The organism is Kosakonia sp. Marseille-Q7440, from assembly GCF_965119485.1.
Genome location: NZ_CBCPLT010000002.1, coordinates 934935 through 960790, shown reverse-complemented (window position 1 = coordinate 960790; position 25856 = coordinate 934935). Strand labels below are relative to the sequence as shown.

Here is a 25856-nt window from a genome sequence, read left to right as displayed (position 1 = left end):
GGTGATGGTTACTTTTAAACGGTTACGTACAGCGGTTGTCGCTGGGCTGATTGTGGTGCTGGCGGGTTGCCAGAGCTCGGGCGGGATGGGCGGTAGCGGGGGCGTCGATCCCCGTTTAGCCAATAACCAGGACGTCGAGTTTTTTAATAAATCGGGCGTCATGGCCTGTGCTGGCGGCGCGCTGCTCGGCGCGCTGGCCTGTGCAGCAAGTAACTCAAGCAATAAAGCGGTGTGCATGATTGCCGCTGCGGTGGCAGGCTGCGGCGTCGGGGTTGGTGCTAACGCCTACCTTGATAACCAGCGTAAAAAATATGCCTCGCAGGAGGAGCAGTTGAACGCCTCCATTCGCGATATCCAGGCGGAAAACACCCGTATCCAGAATGCGACCATCGTGGCGAAATCGGTTATTGCCAGCGACAAGCTGACGCTGGCGAAGCTTGAGAAAGATATTGCCGCAAGGAAAGTGAAGAAAGATGCGCTGCAACAGCAGGTTAAAGGCGTCGATGCCAACATCGCTTATCTGCGTAACACGCTGACTGATATGAAAAAACATCAGCAGCAGTGGCAGGATGTCTCCTCGGATATGCACAGAACCGGCGGCGATACCAAAAAACTCGATTCTGAAATTGCGCAGATGCGCGATCAAATTGGCTCGTTGCAGGGTGAACTCGACAGCCTCTATACCCAACGTACCGCACTGAAAGTTAGCTAAGGATCACGCTATGCATAAGAAGATTTTAATGATGTTGAGCGCACTGCTACTGGCAGGCTGCGCGACGAATGCGCGTGATTGCGACCCGACCGCCGGTGACGTCAGCATTATTACCAAATTTAACTGTAACTACTCCGGCACCTGGGATAAGCGCGTCGAGCAGAAGCAGCAGACCCTGCAACATGAGCAGCAGTTAAACAAGGAGTTTAACGCGGTCTATGCAGCGATTGAGCAGGAGAAGCAGCAGAGCAATGCCAGCGTCGCCAGCAAGCGTAAATCACAGCAGGCGCTGCAACGTTCGATGGATAACCTGATTGCGCAGTTAAAGCAGAAAAACGCAGGCCGGGCCGATGTGCAAAAACAGATCGCCGCGCTTGAGAAGAAGATGAAAGAGGCGCAAAACCGCCCTTCCGCTTCCGAGATGGAAAAACAGATGGAGCTGCAAAAATTGCAGGGTCAACTGTCGGAACTTCAGCAAACCTTAGCGACGCAATAAACTTCGCCCGCCAACACCGGCGGGCTTTTTATTGGCGTGCTTAGCGCTTCGTGAGCGCCAGGCGGATACCCAATGCAATAAACGTGGTGCCAACAATGCGGTCGAGCAGCTTTTGCAGCCCTCTATTTTGCGAAACCGCGCCCGCCGCGCTGCCCGCCAGCAGGGCGAAAGTGATATCGGTCAGGAAGGCGATCAGCGCGTACGCGAAGCCAAGAATCAGAAATGAGGCAGCATGCTGATCGCCATCCGCCACCACGAACTGCGGGAAGAATGAGATAAAGAAGAGCAGCACCTTCGGGTTGGTGAGCGTGGTGATAAACCCACGCGAGAGCAGCGTGCGGGTGGTCACTTTCGCTTTGATGGGCGCACTCTCCTCGCCCTCAATGCGCGCTTTGGTGAATGTGCTGAGGATCATCTTACTGCCGAGGTAGAGCAGGTAGGCTGCGCCGAGGTATTTAATTACCGTAAACATCAGCGGTGAGGCGGTGATCAGCGCCGTTAGCCCGATGGCGCTCGCCACGGCATGCGTACAACTGCCCAACGCCACGCCCGCCGCGGAGATCACCCCGGCACGACGCCCGTTAGCCACGCTTTGCCCGATAACATAAGCCATGTCCGGCCCTGGCGTCACCGACAACAGAAAAACTGACAGGGCAAACAGCCCAAAATGTGTAATATCCAGCATCACTCCCTCCATATTCAGAAGCATAAGTTAACATCGGGATGAGGCAGTAATCCATACCTTGAATGAATAGTTATGCCTTGCAGAGAATAGTTATGCGAATGCAATGTAAGACAGGATCTTATAAGCAGCACTGCTGTGGTTGCCGTGAAACATATCCATAGTGAATGTGCCGTCTTTCAGTTAGTCTGTTGGGACGTATCGTCGACAGAGGCGGCCAAGTATGGATAACCCACTCTTTCTCAAAGTGATTGCTGTCGTTCTTCTTGCTACATCGGTGGCGCAAATATTTATCAAAAAGAAAAAAACAACGCACCTTCCCCCTGATATTGCAGAGGCTAACGCCCGCGAGCGCTACCAATGGCGCCACGTCAGAAGAGTTTTTCGCCTTATGCAGATCGCCTGCGCGATCTATTTCATCGTGCTGGCGTGGAAAGTGATACAGGCATAGCGGCACACAATGGAGATGAAGCAAATGAAAACCGTCGAGATACTGCAATACACTCTGCGCCAGTGAAGCGGCGCGGCGTTTCACGCCATCATGCAGGAGATCAGCGTTCCCCTGCATCAGCGCCACGGCATTGATGTGGTGAGGTTTGGCAACTCATTGCACGATCCCGATTGCTACTGTCTGATCCGCGCTTTTGCCAGCCCGGAAAGTATGGCGACGGTGCTGGAGGCCTTTTACGCCAGCGATGCGTGGCGCGCTGGCCCGCGAGAAGCGATTGTGAGCAGCATTGAAAGCAGCCTGAAAACGGTTATGACACTCTCGCCCGAAGGTGTGGAAGGGCTGCGATAACTACCAGAGCCTGGGGATGACACCCGCGCGGTGTCAGGCATAATTCGTGTGGGTTTATATTTCCTGTATCCGCCGATAACATCACTTTTCAGAGAGACGCTATGAATACCAGGGCACTGTTTTTAGGTTTTTTTCTGTTTGCTGGCTCGCTGAATAGCGCGATGGCGGACAGCTGCCGCGCCAATATTTTCGGCGGGGAGGATTGCCGCTATGACAATGGCACGACATCCAGCAGCCGCTCCAACATTTTCGGTGGGCAGGACACGAAATATAGCGACGGAAGAACCTCAAGCAGCAGAGCCAATATCTTTGGCGGCCAGGATACGAAAAACAGTGACGGCAGCTCTTCCAGCAGCCGCGCCAATATCTTTGACGGCCAGGATACGCGCTACAGCGATGGTAGCTCCTCCAGCAGCCGCGCCAATATCTTCGACGGTCAGGAGACGCAGTACAGTGACGGCAGGCACTCCAGCAGCCGCGCCAATATCTTCGACAGTGAAGACACCATAAATAATTAATCTCTTTCCGGCATCAGCGCTGACGGGCGATATGCTGCCTGGCGGTGCTGATGCCGCGACGCCGCGCTTTACCCGCCTAATCAAGCCACTGTAACGGTAACAAAATCTCACCGCGATAAGCGTCATTGTATAAACGTGAAGGATGCGTTGCAGAAAGCAGGGAAATTAAGAGAGAGGAAATGCTGGAGCGGGCGAAGGGAATCGAACCCTCGTATAGAGCTTGGGAAGCTCTCGTTCTACCATTGAACTACGCCCGCTTTCGAAGTGCTCAGGCATTATAGACCTTACATCGCGTCTGACAACCCACCGATGCGCTAACAGGTTAATTTCTCGCCTGTTAGCGCGCAGATTAACACTTCGGTACGCTGCCCTGCGGCGGTAAATAGCGCAGCGGATCGATGGCCGTCGCGCGATAACGCAGCTGGAAGTGCAGACGCACGGAGTCGGCATCGCTGCTGCCCATGGTGGCAATCTTCTGCCCGGACTTCACGCTCTGGCCGTTATTCACCAGCAGCGTCTCATTGTGTGCATAGGCGGTGATGTAATCTTCGCTGTGCTTAATCATGATCAGGTTGCCATAGCCGCGCAGCTGGCTGCCGACATAGACCACTTTCCCGGCACCGGCGGCGTAGATCGGCTGCCCGCGCGACCCGGCGATATCAATGCCTTTATTACCGCCATCAGAGTTGGAATAGGTAAGGATCACTTTCCCGCTGGTCGGCCAGCGCCAGCAGCGCTGCCCAACGGGCGGCCAGGAGGCTTGCGGCACCGACGAAGAAGGCCGCGCTTTCGCCAGCTTGCCGGAGGAGGATGAGCCTTTCGACGCCCCTTTCACCTTCAGACGCTGCCCCACTTCGATGGTGTAGGGCGGCGAAATGCCGTTCATGCTCGCCAGCTCTTTTACGCTGGTACCGGTGATGCGCGAAATGCGGTACAGGGTATCGCCGCGCTTGACCGTGTAGGTCGCGCCTGCGTAGCTTCCGGTCGAATTATTCCCCGCACAGCCCGCCAGCAGCAGCGAAAATGCCAGGCATATGACCATGCAAAATGGGTTTTTCATCAGGCGTCCTGCGCGCAAAACCATTCCTCGAATAAATTAACGGGCGACATATCATAGCAGCCATACGTGGGATGCCAACCCTTTCACAGGGCAATAAAAAAGCCCCGGCGCGTGAACGTCGGGGCTTCTGCAATTAGCGGTTATTTAACCGGACGCATCGCCGGGAAGAGGATCACGTCGCGGATGGTATGGCTGTTGGTAAACAGCATCACCATACGGTCGATACCGATGCCCAGACCCGCCGTCGGCGGCAGACCATGCTCCAGCGCGGTGACATAGTCTTCGTCATAGAACATCGCTTCGTCATCGCCCGCGTCTTTCGCTGCTACCTGGTCGGCGAAACGCTTGGCCTGATCTTCGGCATCGTTCAGCTCGCTAAAGCCGTTACCGATTTCGCGGCCACCGATAAAGAACTCGAAGCGGTCGGTGATTTCCGGGTTGTCATCGTTACGGCGCGCCAGCGGAGAGACCTCTGCCGGGTATTCGGTGATGAAGGTCGGCTGAATCAGGTGCGCTTCCGCCACTTCTTCAAAGATCTCGGTCACGATACGGCCCTGACCCCAGCTCTTCTCAACTTTGATACCGATGCTTTCAGCAATCGCTTTCGCGCTGTCGAAGTTATCCAGATCGCCCATCTCGGTTTCCGGACGGTACTTCTTGATCGCTTCGCGCATGGTCAGCTTCTCAAACGGCTTGCCGAAGTCGAACACCTGCTCGCCGTAAGGCACTTCGGTGGTGCCGAGAATATCCTGCGCCAGCGTGCGGAACAGGGATTCGGTCAGCTCGATCAGATCTTTGTAATCCGCATACGCCATATAGAGTTCCATCATGGTGAACTCTGGGTTATGGCGTACGGAGATGCCTTCGTTACGGAAGTTACGGTTGATTTCGAACACGCGATCGAAGCCGCCGACCACCAGACGCTTGAGATAGAGCTCCGGCGCGATACGCAGGTACATGTCGAGATCGAGCGCGTTGTGATGGGTGATAAACGGACGCGCGGAGGCACCGCCCGGGATCACCTGCATCATCGGCGTTTCCACTTCCATAAAGTCGCGGTTGACCATGAACTGGCGGATGCCGGCCATGATGCGGGAGCGAATTTTGAAGGTGTTGCGTGACTCTTCGTTAGCGATCAGGTCGAGGTAGCGCTGACGATAGCGCGCTTCCTGATCCTGCAGGCCGTGGAACTTGTCCGGCAAAGGGCGCAGGGCTTTGGTCAGCAGACGTAGCTCGGTGCAGTGAATCGACAGCTCGCCAGTCTTGGTCTTGAACAGCTTGCCGCGCGCGCCGAGGATATCGCCGAGATCCCACTTTTTGAACTGCTCGTTGTAGATGCCTTCCGCCAGATCGTCGCGGGAAACATAGAGCTGAATACGACCGCCCACATCCTGCAACGTGACAAAGGAGGCTTTACCCATAATGCGGCGCGTCATCATACGACCCGCAACGGCGACTTCGATGCCGAGCGCTTCCAGCTCTTCATTCTCTTTGCCGTCGAATTCGGCGTGCAGCTTGTCAGAGGTCTGGTCACGACGGAAGTCGTTCGGGAACGGAACGCCCTGCTCGCGCAACAGCGCCAGCTTCTCACGGCGGGTTTTCAGTTCATTATTAAGATCGACTGCCGCGTCAGCGCCCTGTGCTTGTTGTTCAGACATGTTGGTTCCTCATAGCCCTGCTTTCAAACTTGCTTCAATAAATTGATCCAGGCTGCCGTCCAGCACCGCCTGCGTGTTGCGGGTTTCAACCCCGGTGCGCAGATCTTTGATGCGGGAGTCATCCAGGACATAAGAACGGATCTGGCTGCCCCAGCCGATGTCGGACTTGGTGTCTTCCATCGCCTGCTTCTCGGCATTTTTCTTCTGCATCTCCAGCTCATAAAGCTTCGCTTTCATCTGCTTCATGGCCTGGTCTTTGTTTTTATGCTGAGAGCGGTCATTCTGGCACTGCGTGACCAACCCGGTCGGAATGTGGGTAATACGCACCGCGGATTCAGTACGGTTAACGTGCTGGCCGCCCGCGCCGGAGGCACGGTAAACGTCGATGCGCAGGTCAGCCGGGTTGATTTCGATATCGATATCGTCATCCACTTCCGGGTAGACAAACGCGGAACTGAACGAGGTGTGGCGACGGCCGCCGGAGTCGAACGGGCTTTTACGCACCAGACGGTGCACGCCGGTTTCGGTACGCAGCCAGCCGTAGGCGTAATCACCGATGATCTTGATGGTAACGGATTTGATCCCCGCCACTTCACCTTCGGACTCTTCGATGATTTCGGTTTTGAAGCCGCGCGCTTCTGCCCAGCGCAGATACATACGCGTCAGCATGCTGGCCCAGTCCTGCGCTTCGGTACCGCCGGAGCCAGCCTGAATATCGAGGTAGCAGTCGGCGCTGTCGTACTCGCCGGAGAACATGCGGCGGAACTCAAGCTGCGCCAGCTTCTCTTCCAGCCCGTCAAGCTCCGCGACGGCCTCGTTGAAGGTCTCTTCATCGTCGGCTTCAACGGCCAGCTCCAGCAGGCCCGCGACATCTTCCAGCCCCTGGCGCATCTGATCCAGCGTCTCAACGATAGCTTCGAGGGAGGAGCGCTCTTTGCCGAGCGCCTGTGCGCGCTCTGGCTCATTCCATACGTCCGGCTGTTCCAGCTCGGCGTTTACTTCTTCCAGACGCTCTTTCTTGGCGTCATAGTCAAAGATACCCCCTAAGAACGTCGGAGCGCTCCGTGAGGTCCTGAATGCGATTTTTTACCGGATTAATTTCAAACATGGTCTGTTTTCTTTTATTGGACTTGTCAAAAAGCGGTGATAAGGGCGAGATTCTACCGGATCTATGCCCTTATTTGTAGCGAATAGTGGCGCTAAAGTGGCCAGAGGTTTTCGATGATCAGCTGCACGCTACGGTTGCCGCGAAACTCGTTAACATCAAGTTTATAAGCGATTTTCACCTGCCGTACGCCGTTGTCCGGCCAGATGGCGGTATCAACGTTAAAGGCGATCCCGTCGAGCAGCGGACCGCCGCCAACCGGCTCCAGCATCACTTTTAAATGACGCTCGCCCACCAGCCGCTGCTGCAACAGGCGAAAATCGCCGTCAAACATCGGTTCCGGGAACATCTGCCCCCACGGGCCCGCCTCGCGCAGCATCTCTGCCACTTCAAGCGTCATCTCGTGGGCGGTCAGCTGCCCGTCGGAGAGAATTTCGCCCTGTAATAGCGCCGGGTCGAGCCACTCGGTGACCAGATCGCCAAAGCGCTGCTGGAAGGCGTCAAAATTGGCCTCTTCAAGCGTCAATCCTGCCGCCATCGCGTGGCCGCCGAACTTCAGCATCATGCCGGGGTAGAGCGTGTCGAGCCGCTCCAGCGCATCGCGCATATGCAGCCCCTGAATGGAGCGCCCGGAGCCTTTCAGCACGCCTTCACCGGCGGGCGCAAAGGCGATCACCGGGCGATGGAAGCGCTCTTTAATGCGCGACGCCAGAATGCCGACCACGCCCTGATGCCACTCGGGATGGTACATCGCCAGCCCGCCGGGCAGCGTCTCACTGCTGCGCTCAAGCTGCTCGCACAGGGTTAGTGCTTCCGCCTGCATGCCCTGCTCAATCTCTTTGCGCGTCTGGTTAAGCGCGTCGAGATCGCTTGCCAGTTGGCGCGCTTCACCGAGGTTGTCGCACAGCAGCAGCGCCACGCCGACGGACATATCATCCAGACGCCCGGCGGCATTGAGACGCGGGCCGAGCGCGAAACCGAGATCGCTTGCCGCCAGCTTGTGCGCCTCGCGGTTGGCAATCTCAAGCAGCGCTTTAATACCCGGTCGACAGCGGCCGGCGCGAATACGGCTCAACCCCTGCCAGGTCAAAATACGGTTATTGGCATCCAGCGGCACGACGTCCGCCACCGTGCCCAGTGCCACCAAATCGAGCAGTTCAGCCAGGTTTGGCATCGCGATACCGCGCGCCTCAAACCAGCCGTTGTCGCGCAGAAAGGCGCGCAGCGCCAGCATCAGATAGAAGGCAACGCCGACGCCTGCCAGTGATTTCGACGGGAAGTCGCAGTCGCGCAGGTTGGGGTTAACAATCGCCTCAGCCTCGGGCAGCGTGTCGCCGGGCAGATGGTGATCGGTAACGACAACCGGAATTCCCAATTCATGCGCACGCGCGACGCCCGCATGGGAGGAGATGCCGTTATCCACGGTCAGGATCAGCTGCGCACCGCGGGCATGGGCCTGATCGACCACTTCCGGGCTGAGGCCGTAGCCATCATCAAAGCGGTTCGGCACCAGGTAGCTGACGTTATCACAGCCCAACGAGCGCAGCGCCAGCACGCTTAACGCGGTGCTGGTTGCGCCGTCGGCGTCAAAATCCCCGACCACGATAATGCGCAGCCCTTCGCGCATGGCGTTGTAGAGGTGCGTAACCGCATCATCGATGCCGGTCAGCTGTTGCCAGGGAAGCATCCCTTTTACGCTGCGTTCCAGATCGCGGTCGCTCTTCACGCCTCGGCTGGCATATAAGCGACGCAGCAGCGGCGGGAGTGAATCCGCCAGCACTGCCGCGTCATCCACCTCACGGCGGCGAAGTTGTATCTCAGCTTTCACGGGGATTACTTACCGCCCGTCGCTTTCTGGTGCTGGTCGAGGAAGGCTTTCATCTCGGCGGGTGCCTGGTAGCCCGGCACAACGTAGCCATCGTTCAGCACAATGGCTGGCGTACCGTTTACGCCAAACTGCACGCCCAGCGCGTAGTGGTTAGCGATGCTGATATCGCAGCTGGCAGGCTTAACGCCTTTGCCTGCCATTGCATCATCAAAGGCTTTCTTCGGATCTTTCGCGCACCAAATCGCCTTCATCTCTTTTTCTACATCGCTCGGCACGCCCTGGCGCGGGAAGGCGAGGTAACGCACGGTAATACCCAGCGCGTTGTAGTCGGCCATTTCACTGTGCAGCTTCTGGCAGTAGCCGCAGGTGATATCGGTAAAGACGGTAATGACATGCTTCTCTTGCGGCGCTTTGTAGACAATCATCTCTTTTTCCAGCGCGTTAAGATGCGGCAGCAGCATTTTGCTGGTGACGTTGACCGGCTGCGCGCCGCTGACGTCATACATCGGCCCCTGAATGATATGTTTGCCATCTTCGGTGACATAGAGCACGCCGCTGTTGGTCATCACAGCTTTCATTCCGGCAACGGGAGCGGGCATGATGTCGGAACTCTGTACACCCAGCTTCGCCAGCGACTGCTTGATCGCCGCATCATCGGCATGGGCCGCGCCGGTGAACGCAGCCAGCAGGGTGAACATGATTAAACCTTTTTTCATAACAGATCCTTAGATTGTCAGCACTCACGCCCGCGGGTGGTGCTGTTGATGAAGCTTGCGCAGCCGCTCGGTGGCGACATGCGTATAAATTTGCGTTGTCGAGAGATCCTGATGCCCCAGCAGCATCTGCACCACGCGCAGATCCGCGCCGTGGTTGAGCAAATGCGTGGCAAAAGCATGGCGCAGAACGTGGGGCGAGAGCTTTTCGCTGTCGATCCCTGCAAGCACCGCATAGTGCTTGATGCGATGCCAGAAAGTCTGGCGCGTCATCTGTTGCCCACGCTGGCTCGGGAACAGCACATCAATCGAAGCACCGTTAAGCAGCCACGGACGCCCATATTCAAGATAGTGCTCAACCCAGTAGATCGCCTCTTCGCCCAGCGGCACCAGGCGCTCTTTGTTGCCTTTACCGATAACCCGCAGCACGCCCTGGCGCAGGCTGATATCACTCATCGTTAGCCCCACCAGCTCCGTTACGCGAAGGCCGGTCGCATACAACACCTCAAGCATGGCTTTATCGCGTAACTCCAGCGGTTGGTCAACCACCGGTGCCTGTAACAACCGGCCAACCTGCGTTTCGCTTAAGTCTTTCGGCAGGCGCTGCGGCAGCTTAGGAGAGGCCAGCTGGGCGCTCGGGTCATCCTGGCGCAGCTTTTCGCGATAGAGATACTGGAAAAAACGCCGCACGGCGCTCAGCAGACGCGCCGAACTCGTGGCTTTATAGCCCCCTTCGACGCGTTCGGCGAGCAGTGCCTGCAACTCGTCGCTCTGCGCGCGCTCCAGGCTGCTGCCCCGATGATGAAGCCACTCCACAACACCCTTCAGATCGCGACGATAGGCGCTGAGAGTGTTTTCCGCCAGGTTGTTCTCCAGCCAGAGCGCATCAAGAAATTGTTCGATACATGCGAGATCTTCTTCCATCCGCCCTCTCCTTCTCTCAATCGCTGCATTATGCCTGATTGAGACCTGATTCTGGTACACTGCGTGCAAAGACACATCAAGAACCGAGATGTTTACGTTATGAATATTGGTCTGTTTTATGGTTCCAGCACCTGCTACACCGAAATGGCAGCGGAGAAGATTCGCGACATTATCGGGCCGGAACTGGTTACGCTACACAATCTGAAAGACGATGCTCCCACCCTGATGGAGCAGTATGATGCGCTGATCCTCGGCATTCCGACCTGGGATTTTGGCGAACTGCAGGAAGACTGGGAGGCCGTCTGGGAGACGCTCGACACGCTCAACCTTGATGGCAAAATTGTGGCGCTCTACGGCATGGGCGACCAGCTCGGCTACGGCGAATGGTTCCTCGACGCACTGGGCATGCTGCATGACAAGCTGGCACCGAAAGGCGTTAGCTTCGTCGGCTACTGGCCGACCGAAGGCTACGAGTTTACCAGCAACAAACCGATTATTGCCGACGGGCAGCTATTTGTCGGCCTGGCGCTGGATGAGACCAACCAGTATGACCTGAGCGACGCGCGCCTCGAAGCATGGTGCGAGCAGATCCTGACGGAGATGGCAGAGCGTTTCGCCTGACCTCTGCGACGTTGCCTTTAGTGCAGCCCCTGCGCCGGTTTTTGTAAAATCATCCGGCGCAGATCGCGCCACTCCTGCGCATCCATACTGTCTGCCGCCAGCCAGAGATGCTGGCGACGCCCATCTTCCTCGCGACGCAATCGCAGCATCATTCCGCTACGCAGCATCCAGGGCGTACCGACAATATCCCACTCCTCACCCTGCCAGCGCAGGCGCGAATCCATCAGCAGTTTAATCTCGCCATGACAGGCGTTGATGCGCCGTTGGCTCCGTACGGAGTCAAACACCACCAGCGAAAGCAGCAGCAGCCATACCGGCGTGTAGCTCAGCGGCCAGGGCATCAGCAAGATGAGCGCGGCTACGAATCCGTGAAGCAGTAAGGAGAGCCACTGTGCGCGCCAGGAGACGCGTAACTCAGATTGCCACAGGACCACGATCCCGATTCCGTGTCTGGATTAACTGCACCATTCTTTGCAACTCCGCATCCTGTGGCTTGCCGTGGTTCATAAGCCAGTTAAATAAATCGGGATCGTCATTTTCCAGCAGGCGGACAAAGAGACGTTTGTCATCATCGCTTAGCGAATCGTACTCATGTTCGAAAAAAGGCATGATGGAAATATCGAGTTCGCGCATTCCGCGACGGCAAGCCCAGTGAATACGGGCCTTGTTAGTAATATCCATGTGTATCTCCCTGTTCGGCATGATGGGCACATTGTAACGTGTTTTTAATATATCTTTTGCGGAATATTTCGCTGCTCGAGCCGGCTTCCAGAATAATTCCACTTCTCTGCAACGATTTCATTCCGCTGCGGAATATCTCGCAATGCCATCACAATGGCACAAATCGCATGCTTTATCGCTTGCAATGGACACCGGCTCTTTTACCATTAACACCCAACACAGCGTTAAGCTAATCAGGACATTAATATGGCTTTTACTCCTTTTCCTCCGCGCCAGCCGACCGCCTCTTCACGTCTGCCGCTGACGCTTATGACGCTCGATGACTGGGCGCTGGCAACCATTACCGGGGCCGATAGCGAGAAGTATCTGCAAGGCCAGGTGACGGCAGATGTCTCGACACTGGCGGCCAATCAGCATCTGCTGGCGGCGCACTGTGATTCTAAAGGCAAAATGTGGAGCAATATGCGGTTGTTCCACGATAAAGAGGGGTTCGCGTGGCTGTTGCGCCGCAGCGTGCGTGAAACCCAGCTGCGCGAACTGAAAAAATATGCCGTCTTCTCCAAAGTGGCTATCGCGGCAGACGACGATCGCGTTCTGCTTGGTGTAGCCGGTTTCCAGGCGCGGGCCGCGCTGGCGAATCTCTTCTCCACCCTGCCGGAGAGCGAAAATCAGGTCGTGCAGGAGGGTGAAACCACGCTGCTGTGGTTTGCTCACCCCGCTGAACGCTTCCTGTTAGTGACCGATGCCGCCACGGCCGAAATGGTCACCGAGAAGCTGCGCGGCGAAGCCCAGCTCAATAACAGCCAGCAGTGGCTGGCACTGAATATCGAAGCGGGTCTGCCGGTCATTGACGAAGCCAACGTCGCGCAGTTTATTCCGCAGGCAACCAACCTGCAGGCGCTGGGCGGCATCAGCTTTAAAAAAGGGTGTTATACCGGCCAGGAGATGGTGGCACGGGCGAAATTCCGCGGGGCCAATAAACGCGCGCTGTGGTACCTGGCAGGAACCGCCAGCCGCGTTCCTGAAGCGGGTGAAGATCTCGAACGTAAAATGGGCGACAACTGGCGTCGTACCGGCACCGTGCTGGCTGCCGCACAGCTGGATGATGGCCGCGTGATTGTTCAGGTGGTGATGAATAATGACATGGAGCCGGACAGCGTATTCCGCGTGCGCGAGGATGCCAACACGTTGAGCATTGAGCCGCTGCCCTACTCGCTCGAAGAGTAAGCGGTTCTGAGCCGGGCAAGGCATCAGCCCGCCCGGCTACGACGCAAGGTTTAAATCTGGCCGACGTAAAGGTAGATCGCGAGGAAGTGGCAGACGCTGCCGCCAAGAACAAAACCGTGCCAGATGGCGTGGTTGTAGGGAATGCGTTTACAGACGTAAAAGATGACGCCAAGCGAGTAGATCAGGCCACCCACGGCAAGCAGCGTGACGCCGCCCGGAGAAAGACGCGTGGCAAGCTGGTAAATCACCACCAGTGAGAGCCAGCCCATCGCCAGGTAGGTTACCAGCGACAGCACCTTAAAGCGGTGCGCGATCGTCAGTTTAAACAGGATGCCCAGCAGCGCGAGGCTCCAGATAACCACCATCAGCCCGCGCGCCAGCGGTGAATCCAGGCCGACCAGCAGGAACGGGGTGTAGGTTCCCGCGATCAGCAGATAGATGGCGCAGTGGTCAAATTTCTTCAGCCATATTTTGGCGCGGGGATGCGGAACGGCGTGGTAGAGCGTTGAGGCCAGAAACAGCAGTATCATGCTGCCGCCATAAAGCGCGTAGCTGGTGATGGCAAGCGTACTGGCATGGGTGTCGGCTGCCTGTCCCAGCAGCAGCACCAGCCCGACAATCCCGAACACTAGCCCGATACCGTGACTGATGCTGTTGGCAATCTCCTCTGCCAGTGTATATCCCTGTGCGATTAATGGTTTTTTGACCATAGGTAACTCCAGGAGAACTCAAAAACGTTGCGTTACTAGAGTAACTGAGAATAATTCCAGTGCACACCTGTACGCTAAAATATTTCGCATATGAATGTGTCACTGCCTGAGGATCGGCTAAAAGTCGGGGCGCGCGAGCCGTTGTTGTGGCAGCATGAGGCACATTTGCAGGCAGGCCCGACAAGGGCTGGCTACATTATCAGCAGCAAAGGACACCGCCGTGACGATGTTTACCCACTCTGCCATCGCCAGCCTCAACACCCTGGAGATGATGGTCTACAACTTTGTGGTCAAAAACCGCGACAAAGTGATGTACATGACGATCCGCGAATTGGCCGACGCGGCGGGCGTCTCGACCACCACGGTGCTGCGCTTTTGCCGCAAGCTTAACTGCGAGGGGTATTCCGAGTTTCGCGTGCGCTTTAAATTGTATCTGGAACAGAACGAGCCGCCGCAGGCTAATGTCGGTGCCAGCGAAGTAATCAGCTTTTTTAAAAGCGTTAATAACGACGAATTCGATAAATTACTCGATAGCACCGTCGACATCATATTATCCTCCGAGCGCATTATTTTCGTCGGGGCGGGCACCTCGGGAGCGCTGGCGAAATATGGCGCACGATTTTTCTCAAATATTGGCAAATTCAGTAACCATATCGATGACCCCTATTTCCCGGTGACCAATGATATGGCGAAAAATGCGCTGGCAATTGTGCTCTCAGTCTCTGGAGAAACCGAGGAGATCCTGCGTTTTGCCAGTCAGTTCAGCCTGCATCACTGCAAAGTCCTCTCGATTACCAGCCATGAACATTCACGCCTGGCGAAACTCGCGGATTACAATATCTCCTGGCACGTGCCGCAAATGCGTATTTCCGGCGGGTACGATATTACGACACAAATTCCGGTGGTTTATATTCTCGAGTCGCTAGGGCGTAAACTGGCGAAGAAAATAGCATAAAAAAACAGGGTGTTTTTCCGATGTAACAAATTACCGCAGCGGCAATTTGTTATATCGTGACATTCATTTCGCCTTTGCTAGACTCGTTGGCAGCCAATATGACGAGAAGAGCAACGATGAAAAAATTGACCTTACCGAAAGATTTCTTATGGGGCGGCGCCGTTGCCGCGCATCAGGTAGAAGGCGGCTGGAATAAAGGCGGCAAAGGCCCGAGCATCTGCGACGTGCTGACCGGCGGCGCACACGGCGTCCCGCGCGAAATCACCCAGCAGGTGGAAGCGGGAAAATACTACCCGAACCACGAGGCCGTCGATTTTCATGGCCATTACAAAGAGGACATCAAACTCTTTGCCGAAATGGGCTTCAAATGTTTCCGAACTTCAATTGCCTGGACCCGCATCTTCCCGCAGGGCGATGAGTTGCAGCCGAATGAAGAGGGGCTGAAGTTCTACGACGATGTGTTCGATGAGCTGCTGAAGTACAACATCGAGCCGGTCATTACCCTCTCCCACTTTGAGATGCCGCTGCACCTGGTGCAGGAGTACGGCGGCTGGACCAACCGTAAAGTGGTTGATTTCTTTGTGCGTTTCGCCGAAGTGGTGTTTGAGCGCTACAAAAACAAGGTCAAATACTGGATGACCTTCAACGAGATCAACAACCAGCGCAACTGGCGCGCGCCGCTGTTCGGCTACTGCTGCTCCGGCGTGGTCTATACCGAGCACGAAAACCCGGAAGAGACGATGTACCAGGTGCTGCATCACCAGTTTGTCGCCAGCGCGATGGCGGTGAAGATTGGTCACCGCATCAACCCGTCGATGCAGATCGGCTGCATGCTGGCGATGGTACCGCTCTATCCCTTCTCCTGTAAGCCTGAAGATGTGATGTACGCGCAGGAATCAATGCGCGAGCGTTATGTCTTTACCGATGTTCAGCTGCGCGGTTACTACCCCTCTTATGTGCTTAACGAGTGGGAGCGTCGCGGCTTTAACATCAAAATGGAAGCCGGGGATGAAGCGATCCTGCGCGAAGGGTGCTGCGACTATCTGGGCTTCAGCTATTACATGACCAACGCAGTGAAAGCCGAAGGCGGCTCGGGCGATGCGCTCTCCGGTTTCCAGGGCAGCGTGCCGAACCCGCATGTGAAAGCCTCCGACTGGGGCTGGCAGATTGACCCGGTTGGCCTGCGCTACGCCCTTTGCGAGCTGTATGAGCGCTACCAGAAACCGCTGTTTATCGTTGAAAACGGCTTCGGCGCTTACGACAAAGTCGAAGAGGATGGCAGCATTAACGATGATTACCGCATCGATTATCTGCGCGCGCATGTGAAAGAGATGGTCAAAGCCGTCACCTATGATGGCGTCGATCTGATGGGTTACACCCCGTGGGGCTGCATTGACTGCGTCTCCTTTACCACCGGCCAGTACAGCAAGCGCTACGGCTTTATCTACGTGAACAAGCACGACGACGGCACCGGCGATATGTCGCGCTCACGCAAGAAGAGCTTTAACTGGTACAAGGAAGTGATCGCCAGCAACGGCGAGAATTTGTGATCTATTGAGGCGTTGCCGGATGGCGGCTGCGCCTTATCCGGCCTACGACAGATTTGCACCACGTTTGAACGTTGCCGGACGGCAGCTGCGCCTTATCCGGCCTACAAGAGCATTGCGCTGCATTCAATTTGTAGGCCTGATAAGCGAAGCGCCATCAGGCATAAAAACGCTACTTTCCCCCGGCCAGATCGATAAAGCTTCCTGTCACATAGGAGGCTTTATCGCTTAACAGCCAGGCAATCGCCTGCGCCACCTCTTCCGGCTGCCCGCCGCGCTGCATCGGAATGGCACTGCTGACGCGATCGACGCGTCCCGGCTCGCCGCCGCTGGCATGCATCTCCGTATAAATAAATCCCGGACGCACGCCGTTTACGCGGATGCCGCTTGCCGCCACCTCCAGCGACAGGCCGGTGGTTAAACTATCTATCGCCCCTTTTGACGCCGCATAATCAACATACTCCCCTGGCGAGCCAAGCCTTGCCGCGGCTGACGAGACATTCACAATCGCGCCGCCCTGCCCGCCATGCTGTTTCGACATGCGCTTTACCGCTTCGCGACAGCAGAGGAAATAGCCCGTCACATTCGTCGCCAGCACCTGGTTGATGCGCGCCGCGCTCAACGCTTCCACCCGGCTCTGCTGAAACAGAATGCCGGCGTTATTGACCAGCGCGGTCAGCGGTAGCCCCTCTTCGTCAATGCGCGCAAACATCGCTTCAACCTGACTTTCATCACTGATATCCGCCTGTACCGCAAATGCGTTGCCGCCCAGCGCCTGGATCGCTGTTACCACCTCATCAGCGGCGTCGCGCTGACGATGGTAATTCACTGCGACGGTATAGCCCTCTTGCGCCAGTAACAGCGCGGTGGCTCGACCAATTCCCCGGCTTGCGCCGGTTACTAATGCTATTGCCATGATGCTCTCCCAAAGAAAAAGGGCGCCGAAGCGCCCTTAAAAGATAGTTGAATCAATCGATTATTGATATTCGCTCATTGGCACGCAGGAGCAGAAGAGATTGCGGTCGCCATAAACATCATCCAGACGTTTCACGGTCGGCCAGTATTTGTTTACCGCGCCCGCCGGGAAGACTGCCAGCTCGCGGTTGTAGCCGTGGTTCCACTCGCTCACCAGCTCATGCTGGGTGTGTGGCGCGTTGACCAGCGGGTTATCTTCCAGCGTCCACTCGCCCTGTTTCACACGTTCGATTTCAGCGCGGATCGCCAGCATCGCGTCGATAAAGCGATCCAGTTCGACTTTGCTTTCAGACTCCGTCGGTTCAACCATCAGCGTACCGGCAACCGGGAAGGACATGGTCGGGGCGTGGAATCCGTAGTCAATCAGGCGCTTGGCGATATCCAGCTCGCTGATGCCGGTCTCCTCTTTCAGCGGGCGAATATCGAGAATGCACTCATGCGCTACGCGTCCATCACGGCCGGTGTAGAGCACGGGGAAGGCCTCTTTCAGGCGGCTGGCGATATAGTTGGCGTTGAGGATCGCCACCTGGCTCGCCTTTTTCAGCCCTTCGGCACCCATCATGCGGATATACATCCAGCTGATCGGCAGGATCGACGCACTGCCAAACGGTGCGGCGGAAACCGCGCCCTGACGCGTCAGCATGCCTTCAATTTGCACTACGCTGTGACCCGGAACAAACGGTGCCAGATGCGCTTTCACGCCAATCGGCCCCATGCCCGGGCCGCCGCCGCCGTGCGGGATACAGAAGGTTTTATGCAGGTTGAGGTGCGACACATCCGCGCCAATAAAGCCCGGCGAGGTGATGCCGACCTGCGCGTTCATGTTCGCGCCATCAAGGTAAACCTGGCCACCAAACTGATGCACCACTTCGCACACTTCGCGGATCGTCTCTTCATAGACGCCGTGCGTTGACGGGTAGGTCACCATAATGCAGGAGAGGTTTTCGCCCGCCTGCTCCGCTTTCGCGCGCAGATCGGCCAGATCGATGTTGCCATTCTTATCGCAGGCCACGACCACCACCTGCATACCCGCCATCTGCGCCGAAGCCGGGTTGGTGCCGTGGGCAGAGCTTGGGATCAGGCAGATATCGCGATGCCCTTCATTGCGGCTTTCGTGATAGTGGCGGATCGCCAGCAGACCAGCGTATTCACCCTGCGCGCCGGAGTTCGGCTGCATACAGAGCGCATCGTAACCGGTCAGTTTCACCAGCCAGTCGGAGAGCTGCGCGATCATCTGATGATAACCTTCCGCCTGCTCCGGCGGGCAGAACGGGTGCAGTTCCGCAAATTCCGGCCAGGTGATCGGGATCATCTCTGCCGCGGCGTTGAGCTTCATGGTGCAGGAGCCGAGCGGGATCATCGCCTGGTTGAGCGCCAGATCTTTGCGCTCAAGCGAATGCATATAGCGCATCATCTCGGTTTCGCTGTGGTAGCGATTGAACACCGGGTGGGTAAGGATCGCATCGTCACGCACCATCTCAGCAGGCAGAGAGCGGCTGTCGAGGGCAACCTCTTTATCCAGCGCGTCGATCTCAAGGCCATGTGCGTCGCCGAGCAGAACGCTGAACAGCGCCAGCACATCCTCGCGGGTGGTAGTTTCATCCAGCGTAATGCCGACGGCGTTGAGAATGTCGCTGCGCAGGTTAATTTCATGGGCTTCGGCACGCGCCAGCACCGCAGCTTTATCCGCGACTTCAACGCAGAGCGTGTCAAAGTAGTGCGCGTGACGCAGTTTCAGGCCGCCGCGCTGCAGACCAGCGGCGAGAATATCGGTCAGGCGATGGATGCGCCCGGCAATACGTTTCAGCCCCTGCGGGCCGTGGAACACCGCATAGAGGCTGGCGATATTGGCCAGCAGCACCTGCGAAGTACAAATATTGGAGTTGGCTTTCTCGCGGCGAATATGCTGCTCGCGGGTCTGCATCGCCATGCGCAGCGCCGTGTTACCGGCCGCATCTTTGGAGACGCCGATAATGCGCCCCGGCATGGAGCGTTTGAATTCATCTTTCGCGGCAAAGAAGGCGGCATGCGGGCCGCCGTAGCCCATCGGCACGCCGAAGCGCTGCGCGGAGCCGAAAACAATATCCGCACCCTGTTTGCCCGGTGCGGTCAGGTGCACCAGCGCCATCAGATCGGCGGCAACGCCGACCACGATTTTGCGCGATTTTAACTCGGCAATCAGCGCGCTGTAGTTGTGCACTTCGCCGGTGGTCCCCACCTGCTGAAGCAGCACGCCAAAGAGATCCTGGTGATCGAGAGCTTTCTCTGCCTCATCGACAATCACCTCAAAGCCGAAGGTTTCCGCACGGGTGCGAACCACATCCAGCGTTTGCGGATGGACATCGGCTGCGACGAAGAAGCGGTTCGCGCCTTTCAGTTTGCTGACGCGTTTTGCCATCGCCATCGCTTCAGCGGCGGCGGTCGCTTCATCCAGCAGCGAAGCGGAGGCGATATCGAGGCCGGTAAGATCGAGGGTTACCTGCTGGAAATTGAGCAGGGATTCGAGACGCCCCTGCGACACTTCCGGCTGATAAGGGGTGTAAGCGGTGTACCAGCCCGGGTTCTCCAGCATATTACGCAGGATCACCGGCGGTAGCTGCACGGCGGTGTAACCCATGCCAATGTAAGACTTAAAGCGCTTGTTACGGCGGGCCAGGGTTTTCAGTTCAGCGAGCGCGGCATATTCGGTGGTGGACTCCCCCACCTGCGGCGGTGCGGCGAGCTGAATATCTTTCGGCACGATCTGCCCGATCAGCGCGTCGAGCGATTCTGCACCGACGCTGTTCAGCATCTCCTGCTGTTGCGTAGTGTCCGGGCCAATATGCCTGCCGATAAACGCGGCGTGATGTTCAAGCTGGCTTAAAGTCTGAGTCATGAGCGAAGGTTCCTGAAACGTGCGGTAATAGATAAAACGAAGGACTGGCTTGCCGGGAAGCGCGACGCTTCACCGGCCTGTTGATAGACGTCGATGCTGGCCGGAGACGCGTCGCGCCATCCGGCACACCATTATTCGTCTTCTAACAGCGCGCTATAGCCGGTTGCGTCTAACAGCGCTTCGACTTCCGCCTCATCGTTGGCCTTGATTTTGAAGATCCAGCCTTCGCCATACGGCGCGCTGTTTACCAGCTCCGGCGAATCATTCAGGCTGTCGTTGACCGCAACGATTTCACCGCCAATCGGCGCATAAATATCAGATGCCGCTTTTACCGACTCTGCCACGGCGCAGTCGTCGCCAGCGCTGACGGTAGTGCCGACTTCCGGCAGGTCAACGAACACCATATCGCCCAGCAGCTCTTGCGCATGCTCGGTGATACCAACGGTATAGCTGCCATCCGCTTCTTTACGCAGCCACTCGTGTTCTTTGCTGTATTTCAGATCGCCTGGTACATTGCTCATTGTTTTCTCTCCAGAAAAATAACGTTACGCGACCGCTTTACCGGCGCGCACAAAAACAGGTTTGGTGACTTTAACCGGCATTTCGCGGTTGCGGATCTGCACCACGGCGGTCTCGCCGATCCCTGCCGGAACGCGGGCCAGCGCAATGCTGTAGCCAAGCGTCGGCGAGAAGGTGCCGCTGGTGATCACCCCTTTCTGCACATTGCCCTGCGCATCGGTAAAGTGCACCGGCAGTTCATTACGCAGTACGCCTTTTTCGGTCATCACCAGGCCAACCAGCTGCTCGGTGCCTTTTTCGCGCTGCTGCTCAAGGGCATCACGTCCGATAAAGTCGCGATCCTGCGGCTCCCAGGCGATGGTCCAGCCCATATTGGCCGCCAGCGGCGAAACGCCTTCATCCATCTCCTGACCGTAGAGGTTCATGCCCGCTTCCAGGCGCAGCGTATCGCGCGCGCCGAGCCCGCAGGGTTTTACACCCGCATTCAGCAAGCCTTGCCAGAAGTCGGCGGCTTTTTCATTCGGCAGGGCAATTTCATACCCGGCTTCACCGGTATACCCGGTGGTAGCGATAAAGAGGTCGCCCGCTTCCACGCCGAAGAAGGGTTTCATGCCAGAGACCGCTTCGCGCTGCGCGTCGGTAAACAGGCTGGCGGCTTTCTCCTGCGCATGCGGACCCTGCACCGCGATAAGCGAGAGATCGTCGCGCACGGTGATGTCGATGGCATAAGGTTCGGCGTGTTGGGAAATCCAGGAGAGGTCTTTTTCGCGGGTGGCGGAGTTAACAACGAGGCGGAAGAAATCTTCGGTAAAGTAGTAGACGATCAAATCATCAATCACGCCGCCCGAAGCATTAAGCATGCCGCTGTAGAGCGCTTTGCCGGGTTTGGTTAACTTCGCTACATCGTTTGCCAGCAGATAACGCAGAAATTCGCGGGTCCGGCTGCCTTTCAGGTCAACGATGGTCATGTGTGAAACATCAAACATGCCGGCGTCGGAGCGCACTGCGTGGTGCTCATCAAGCTGTGAGCCGTAATGCAGGGGCATCATCCAGCCGTGGAAGTCGACCATGCGGGCGCCGCATTGAGTATGTTGTTCAAATAAAGGGGTCTGCTGAGCCATCTTTTCCTCATCGAATACGCTGAGCTATCACGTTTTTCGCAACGCGTTTCCGGCGGCAAAAAAGCGTGTTGATGCCCTGTTACAGGCGGTGACGCAAACGTTCTCTTTGGCCTGAACTTATCACCGAAAGGTGCGCTTAACCATAAGGAAAAACCGGTCATCACATTAGCTTATGACCAAAAAGCCCTGAGATAACCGCAGTGGAATATAGTGAAAAGCCCCCACAAACCGAGGATAAGAGGTTAGTTATGCGCGCTTATCGGACAGGTAATTAGCATTTACTGCCAGTTAAAAGCAAAAAAGCGCGTGAGCCAAAATTAACGACATGAGAAAAACTAATCTGAGAATGGGGGTGAAATTAGAATATTTCAAATGAGAGGAGAGCTTCCCTTCCCGGGGCCGGGAAGGGAAAGTGTGACGCAGTTAACGTAACCACTCCGGCAGATCGTTAAGCCCTAAAGCCTGACGCAATAACTGCGGTTTAACGCCGGGAAGGGTATCAGCCAGTTTCAGGCCGATATCACGCAGCAGTTTTTTCGCCGGATTCGAACCGGCAAACAGTTCGCGAAAACCCTGCATGCTCGCCAGCATCATCGCGGCGCTATGTTTACGGCTGCGCTCGTAGCGGCGCAGGTAGAGATGTTGACCAATATCTTTGCCGTCGCGGCTCAAACGACGCAGCTCAGCAATCAGCTCTGCCACATCCATAAAGCCGAGGTTAACGCCCTGGCCAGCTAAAGGATGGATGGTATGCGCCGCATCGCCAACCAGCGCTAAACGATGCCCGGCAAACTGCCGCGCATAACGCCCGGTTAATGGGTAAGTCTGGCGTTCGCTCTCAAGCTCGCACAGACCGAGGCGGTTATCGAAAGCCACGGTCAGCGCCTGGTTGAACGCCTCAGCGCTGCTCTCCTGCATCGCCTTCGCCTGCTCCGGCGGCAACGACCAGACGATCGAGCAAAGATGCGGATCGTTCAGCGGCAGAAACGCGAGGATGCCATCATTATGGAAAACCTGGCGCGCGACAGCCTGGTGCGGCTCGGCGGTGCGGATCGTCGCCACCAGCGCGTGATGGTGATAGTCCCAGTAGGTAAGCGGAATGTCCGCGCGGTTGCGCAGCCACGAGTTAGCGCCATCAGCCCCCACCACCAGACGCGCTGTCAGCATGGTGCCCTCTTTCAGGGTCAGGAACGCTTCGTTCTCCCCCCAGGCGACCTGCTGCAACTCCGCTGGCGCAATCAGCGTGACATCTTTGCACTGCTGCGCCTGATCCCACAGCGCCTGGTGAATGCGCGTGTTCTCAATGATGTAGCCAAGATGGCTGTAGCCCATGCTCAGATCGTCAAAGGAGATGCGCCCGAAGCTATCTTTCTCCCACACTTCCATGCCGTGATAGCAGCCAACCGGCCCGGCAACGATGTTTGACCAGACGCCGAGATGCGTCAGCAATTTTTCACTGGCGGCGTTAATCGCCGAGACGCGTAGCGCCGGAGGGGCATCCGCAGCCTGCGGCTCGGGAACCGTTTGTTCCAGCACCGCCACGCGCAGCCCGCTCCCTTGCAGGCCGCAGGCTAATGCCAGCCCCACCATGCCGCCGCCAACAATCGCAACATCAACACTCTGCACTCTTAGCTCCTTAACGGGCGACCCAACCGAGGGTTCGTTGCGCCAGCGCATCACGCGCCGGGGTAAATAGTTCCATCGCCATCAACCCGAGGTTGCGCCCAACGACCAGCGGCGCCCAGCGGTTGGCGAAGAGATGCACCAGCCCATCCGTCACGCCGATGGTGGCAGCTTTATCTGCCTGCCGACGCTGGTTATAACGCAGCAAAAGCGGATAGCTTCCCACATCAGTTTGTTCGATAAAGGCCTGCGAAAGGGTTTCCGCCAGCGTCATTACATCGCGCATGCCAAGGTTAAAGCCTTGCCCGGCAATGGGATGCAGCGTCTGCGCGGCATTCCCCACCAGCACGGCGCGATGGGAGACGGATGAGCTGGCAGTAGAGAGCGCCAGCGGGTAGACGCTGCGCTTTCCGGCATGCAGGATGCGGCCAAGACGCCAGCCGAAAGCTTTTTGCAACTCATCGCAAAACTGTTCGTCTGACCAGCTCGCCACCTGCTGCTGTTTCTCACGCGGGTGACACCACACCAGCGAAGAGCGCCCCTGCGACATCGGCAGCATCGCCAGCGGGCCATGTTCAGTAAAGCGCTCAAACGCGCGCCCCTGATGGGCAACGGAGGTGGTGACATTGGCAATCACCGCCGCCTGGTCATAAGGCGACTGCTGCCAGTCGATATTGAGCTGCCCGGCAATCGATGAGCGCGAGCCGTCTGCCGCCACCAGCAGTTCTCCGGTAAGTTGCTTGCCGCTTTGCAGCGTCACCGTCACCTGCTCCTGGCTGCGGGTAAAGCGATCGACGCGATCCGGGCAGTGAAGCGTAACGCCCGGCGCGTTTTGCAGCCGCTTAAAGAGCCGCTGCCCGACATCATGCAGCTCAACCACATGGCCTAATGCATCAAGCCGGTACTCTTCCGCCGTCAGCGTGACGAAACCGGCATGGCCGCGATCGCTGACGTGTACGGTTGAGATAGGCGTCGCGCAGGAGGCAAGCGCCTGCCAGACGCCGATATGCGCCAGCTGCTGGCAGGTGCCTGCCGCCAGCGCGATAGCACGCGCGTCAAAACCGGGGTGATCCTGCGCGCCGGGCGCGTTCGCTTCCACCAGATGAACGGCAAGCTTGCCCTGTGTCAGATGTGAAATTGCCAGCGCAAGGGTTGCGCCAGCCATGCCGCCGCCAACGATGATCACGCTCATGCGCGCGCCTTCGCCATCAGCGCTTCAATCTCATCGGCTTTTTTGACTACGCTGGCAGTCAGGTTCTCATTGCCGCTATCGGTGATCACAATGTCATCTTCGATGCGAATGCCGATGCCGCGATACTGCTCCGGTACATCGGCGTCCGGTGCGATGTAGAGCCCCGGCTCGACGGTAAGCACCATGCCTGGCGCAAGTTCGCGGGAGCGATCCTGGCCATAAACACCGACGTCATGCACATCCAGCCCCAGCCAGTGGCTCAAGCCATGCATAAAGAAGGCGCGGTGAGCGCTTTGCGCAATCAGCTCGTCAACATCGCCCTGCAAAATGCCGAGCTTGACCAGACCGCTCACCATAATGCGCACCACTTCGCCGGTCACTTCCTGAATCGAGGTGCCAGGGCGGAACAGCTCAAGCGCGCGTTCCAGCGAGGCGAGCACAATGTCGTAAATCTCACGCTGCGCCGGGGTAAATTTGCCGCTGACCGGGAAGGTGCGGGTGATATCGCCGGCATAGCCTTGGTATTCGCAGCCCGCGTCAATCAGCACCAGATCGCCCGCGCGCATTTCGCTTTCGTTCTCGGTGTAGTGCAGGATGCAGCCGTTTTCGCCCGCGCCAACAATGGTGTTGTAGGAGGGAAAGCGCGCGCCGTGGCGGTTGAACTCATGCTGAATTTCGCCTTCCAGCTGATACTCAAACATGCCCGGGCGGCACACCTGCATCGCGCGGGTATGGGCCAGCGCGGAAATTTCACCCGCGCGGCGCAGCACTTCAATCTCTTCAGCGGATTTAAACAGGCGCATCTCATGCACGATGGGCCGCCAGTCGGTCAGCGTGGCGGGCGCTTTCAGATTCTGGCGCGAACCTTTGCGCAGCTTGTCGAGCGCGGCAAAGAGGATGGTGTCCGCATAAGCGTACTCGCCCTGCGCGTGATAGACCGCATCGAGGCCATTGAGCAGCTGATAGAGATGCTCGTCAATCTCCGGGAACGCCAGCGCGCGATCGACGCCGAGCTTCTCCGGCGCGGCCTCCTGCCCAAGACGGCGACCAAACCAGATTTCAGCGGTTTTGTCGCGCACGCGGTTAAAGAGCACGCTGTGGTTGTGGGTGTCATCGCTTTTGATCAGCACCAGCACCGCTTCCGGCTCGTTGAAACCGGTGAAATACCAGAAATCGCTGCTCTGGCGATAGGGGTATTCACTGTCTGCGCTGCGGGTCGCTTCCGGCGCGGCAAAGATCAACGCCGCGCTACCCGGAACCATCTGCGCCAGTAAAGCCTGGCGACGACGGAGAAACTCAAGCTGTGTCATGACAC

The 25856-nt window shown here is 57.2% G+C and carries 26 protein-coding genes and 1 tRNA gene; 9 read left to right on the top strand and 18 right to left on the bottom strand.

Going from position 1 to position 25856, the window contains the following annotated elements; genetic code table 11:
- Positions 1-4 precede the first annotated feature (4 nt).
- Positions 5-712, top strand: a complete 708-nt coding sequence (locus ACWPW2_RS18385) for a hypothetical protein (protein ID WP_454125270.1) — start codon at positions 5-7, stop codon at positions 710-712.
- Between the two features lie 10 nt (positions 713-722).
- On the top strand, positions 723-1208 hold the full coding sequence (locus ACWPW2_RS18380; protein ID WP_454124582.1) for a hypothetical protein: 486 nt from the start codon (positions 723-725) through the stop codon (positions 1206-1208).
- A gap of 40 nt (positions 1209-1248) precedes the next feature.
- Here the strand turns inward: ACWPW2_RS18380 and ACWPW2_RS18375 are convergent, their stop codons facing one another.
- Entirely contained in the window at positions 1249-1893 is a 645-nt protein-coding gene (locus ACWPW2_RS18375) for a LysE family translocator (protein ID WP_454124579.1), read from the bottom strand.
- A gap of 220 nt (positions 1894-2113) precedes the next feature.
- Here ACWPW2_RS18375 and ACWPW2_RS18370 point away from each other — a divergent pair, with 220 nt between their 5' ends.
- The 3 genes from ACWPW2_RS18370 to ACWPW2_RS18360 all read left to right on the top strand — a co-directional run bounded on the left by ACWPW2_RS18370 (position 2114) and on the right by ACWPW2_RS18360 (position 3207).
- Complete coding sequence (locus tag ACWPW2_RS18370; protein WP_023480697.1) at positions 2114-2341, top strand: hypothetical protein; 228 nt, start codon at positions 2114-2116, stop codon at positions 2339-2341.
- 90 nt (positions 2342-2431) lie between these two features.
- Complete coding sequence (locus ACWPW2_RS18365; protein WP_454124577.1) at positions 2432-2689, top strand: NIPSNAP family protein; 258 nt, start codon at positions 2432-2434, stop codon at positions 2687-2689.
- A 101-nt stretch (positions 2690-2790) separates the two neighbouring features.
- On the top strand, positions 2791-3207 hold the full coding sequence (locus tag ACWPW2_RS18360; RefSeq protein ID WP_023480935.1) for a hypothetical protein: 417 nt from the start codon (positions 2791-2793) through the stop codon (positions 3205-3207).
- Positions 3208-3390: 183 nt separating this feature from the next.
- On the opposite strand, the gene ACWPW2_RS18355 is transcribed toward ACWPW2_RS18360, so the two are convergent.
- From ACWPW2_RS18355 to xerD, 7 genes are all read right to left on the bottom strand, one after another.
- Positions 3391-3464 (bottom strand) — tRNA-Gly (locus tag ACWPW2_RS18355).
- Positions 3465-3556: 92 nt separating this feature from the next.
- On the bottom strand, positions 3557-4291 hold the full coding sequence (actS, locus tag ACWPW2_RS18350) for an amidase activator ActS (protein ID WP_312277508.1): 735 nt from the start codon (positions 4289-4291) through the stop codon (positions 3557-3559).
- 116 nt (positions 4292-4407) lie between these two features.
- Positions 4408-5925, bottom strand: a complete 1518-nt coding sequence (lysS, locus tag ACWPW2_RS18345; protein ID WP_454124574.1) for a lysine--tRNA ligase — start codon at positions 5923-5925, stop codon at positions 4408-4410.
- Between the two features lie 9 nt (positions 5926-5934).
- A protein-coding gene (gene prfB / locus ACWPW2_RS18340; RefSeq protein WP_124967331.1) for a peptide chain release factor 2 occupies positions 5935-7033 on the bottom strand; the annotation gives its coding sequence in 2 pieces (ribosomal slippage) (positions 5935-6957 and positions 6959-7033; 1098 coding nt in all).
- A 91-nt stretch (positions 7034-7124) separates the two neighbouring features.
- Entirely contained in the window at positions 7125-8858 is a 1734-nt protein-coding gene (gene recJ / locus ACWPW2_RS18335) for a single-stranded-DNA-specific exonuclease RecJ (RefSeq protein WP_454124571.1), read from the bottom strand.
- A gap of 5 nt (positions 8859-8863) precedes the next feature.
- Positions 8864-9574 carry a bifunctional protein-disulfide isomerase/oxidoreductase DsbC gene (gene dsbC, locus ACWPW2_RS18330; RefSeq protein ID WP_023480958.1) on the bottom strand — a complete coding sequence of 237 codons (711 nt, stop codon included), beginning with the start codon at positions 9572-9574 and terminating at the stop codon, positions 8864-8866.
- 24 nt (positions 9575-9598) lie between these two features.
- Positions 9599-10495, bottom strand: a complete 897-nt coding sequence (gene xerD / locus ACWPW2_RS18325) for a site-specific tyrosine recombinase XerD (RefSeq protein WP_454124569.1) — start codon at positions 10493-10495, stop codon at positions 9599-9601.
- A 99-nt stretch (positions 10496-10594) separates the two neighbouring features.
- On the opposite strand from xerD, the gene fldB reads away from it, so the two are divergent.
- Positions 10595-11116, top strand: a complete 522-nt coding sequence (gene fldB, locus ACWPW2_RS18320) for a flavodoxin FldB (protein ID WP_279794244.1) — start codon at positions 10595-10597, stop codon at positions 11114-11116.
- Positions 11117-11133: 17 nt separating this feature from the next.
- Here the strand turns inward: fldB and ACWPW2_RS18315 are convergent, their stop codons facing one another.
- Positions 11134-11550 (bottom strand): protein YgfX, encoded by a 417-nt coding sequence (locus ACWPW2_RS18315; protein WP_023480882.1) that lies wholly within the window; start codon positions 11548-11550, stop codon positions 11134-11136.
- Complete coding sequence (gene sdhE / locus ACWPW2_RS18310) at positions 11531-11797, bottom strand: FAD assembly factor SdhE (protein ID WP_023480982.1); 267 nt, start codon at positions 11795-11797, stop codon at positions 11531-11533. Before sdhE ends, ACWPW2_RS18315 begins: the two co-directional genes overlap by 20 nt.
- Positions 11798-12043: 246 nt before the next feature.
- On the opposite strand from sdhE, the gene ygfZ reads away from it, so the two are divergent.
- The gene (ygfZ, locus tag ACWPW2_RS18305) at positions 12044-13024 is read left to right on the top strand and encodes a tRNA-modifying protein YgfZ (RefSeq protein ID WP_454124566.1); all 981 of its coding nucleotides are present in this window, start codon (positions 12044-12046) and stop codon (positions 13022-13024) included.
- A 50-nt stretch (positions 13025-13074) separates the two neighbouring features.
- Here ygfZ and trhA read toward each other — a convergent pair whose 3' ends face one another.
- On the bottom strand, positions 13075-13734 hold the full coding sequence (gene trhA / locus ACWPW2_RS18300) for a PAQR family membrane homeostasis protein TrhA (RefSeq protein ID WP_023480965.1): 660 nt from the start codon (positions 13732-13734) through the stop codon (positions 13075-13077).
- Positions 13735-13960: 226 nt separating this feature from the next.
- Here trhA and ACWPW2_RS18295 point away from each other — a divergent pair, with 226 nt between their 5' ends.
- Positions 13961-14689, top strand: a complete 729-nt coding sequence (locus ACWPW2_RS18295; RefSeq protein ID WP_312119148.1) for a MurR/RpiR family transcriptional regulator — start codon at positions 13961-13963, stop codon at positions 14687-14689.
- Positions 14690-14805: 116 nt separating this feature from the next.
- The gene (locus tag ACWPW2_RS18290; protein ID WP_454124564.1) at positions 14806-16239 is read left to right on the top strand and encodes a 6-phospho-beta-glucosidase; all 1434 of its coding nucleotides are present in this window, start codon (positions 14806-14808) and stop codon (positions 16237-16239) included.
- A 169-nt stretch (positions 16240-16408) separates the two neighbouring features.
- On the opposite strand, the gene ACWPW2_RS18285 is transcribed toward ACWPW2_RS18290, so the two are convergent.
- From ACWPW2_RS18285 to pepP, 7 genes are all read right to left on the bottom strand, one after another.
- Complete coding sequence (locus ACWPW2_RS18285; protein WP_454124562.1) at positions 16409-17152, bottom strand: SDR family oxidoreductase; 744 nt, start codon at positions 17150-17152, stop codon at positions 16409-16411.
- 60 nt (positions 17153-17212) lie between these two features.
- Positions 17213-20086: an aminomethyl-transferring glycine dehydrogenase gene (gene gcvP / locus ACWPW2_RS18280; protein ID WP_454124560.1), complete on the bottom strand. Its 2874-nt coding sequence runs from the start codon at positions 20084-20086 to the stop codon at positions 17213-17215.
- A gap of 131 nt (positions 20087-20217) precedes the next feature.
- Positions 20218-20607: a glycine cleavage system protein GcvH gene (gene gcvH, locus ACWPW2_RS18275; RefSeq protein ID WP_454124558.1), complete on the bottom strand. Its 390-nt coding sequence runs from the start codon at positions 20605-20607 to the stop codon at positions 20218-20220.
- A 24-nt stretch (positions 20608-20631) separates the two neighbouring features.
- Positions 20632-21726: a glycine cleavage system aminomethyltransferase GcvT gene (gene gcvT / locus ACWPW2_RS18270; protein WP_454124556.1), complete on the bottom strand. Its 1095-nt coding sequence runs from the start codon at positions 21724-21726 to the stop codon at positions 20632-20634.
- A gap of 423 nt (positions 21727-22149) precedes the next feature.
- A complete protein-coding gene (gene ubiI / locus ACWPW2_RS18265) occupies positions 22150-23352 on the bottom strand; it encodes an FAD-dependent 2-octaprenylphenol hydroxylase (RefSeq protein WP_454124554.1) in 1203 nt (400 codons plus the stop codon).
- A gap of 10 nt (positions 23353-23362) precedes the next feature.
- The gene (gene ubiH / locus ACWPW2_RS18260; RefSeq protein ID WP_454124552.1) at positions 23363-24541 is read right to left on the bottom strand and encodes a 2-octaprenyl-6-methoxyphenyl hydroxylase; all 1179 of its coding nucleotides are present in this window, start codon (positions 24539-24541) and stop codon (positions 23363-23365) included.
- Positions 24538-25851: a Xaa-Pro aminopeptidase gene (gene pepP / locus ACWPW2_RS18255; RefSeq protein ID WP_454124550.1), complete on the bottom strand. Its 1314-nt coding sequence runs from the start codon at positions 25849-25851 to the stop codon at positions 24538-24540. Before pepP ends, ubiH begins: the two co-directional genes overlap by 4 nt.
- Positions 25852-25856: the final 5 nt, after the last annotated feature.